This window comes from Burkholderia sp. SIMBA_051 (genome assembly GCF_046534915.1).
GTDB classification, from domain to species: Bacteria; Pseudomonadota; Gammaproteobacteria; order Burkholderiales; family Burkholderiaceae; genus Burkholderia; species Burkholderia ambifaria.
Map to the genome: position 1 here is coordinate 1 of NZ_JAWRXS010000281.1, position 272 is coordinate 272.

Sequence of the window (272 nt, forward strand, 5' to 3'; positions counted from 1 at the left end):
GTGTTGCACAACACCGCCGAGCGGATGTTCCGCTGCGCCGACTCGAGCACCTGCCGATCGATCGCGACGCGCGCCGCCTTGTCGGCGCTCGGTTCGGGCAGCGCGTCCTCGTGATAGACGCGCGCCTGACCCGCCTCGCCGCCCGACGCATCGCCGACGATGCTCGAACCGCTCGTATGCAGGAACGGTTTGCCGGACCCGGCGAGGCCTTCGATCAACGCGGTTACCGCGCCTTCGTGATCGCTGCTCGCGGCGTTGATGACGGCGTCGGC

The 272-nt window shown here is 69.5% G+C and carries 1 pseudogene; it reads right to left on the reverse strand.

The features are described from left to right. Positions 1–272, reverse strand: a pseudogene (locus SB771_RS34535) (epimerase); the annotation flags it as partial.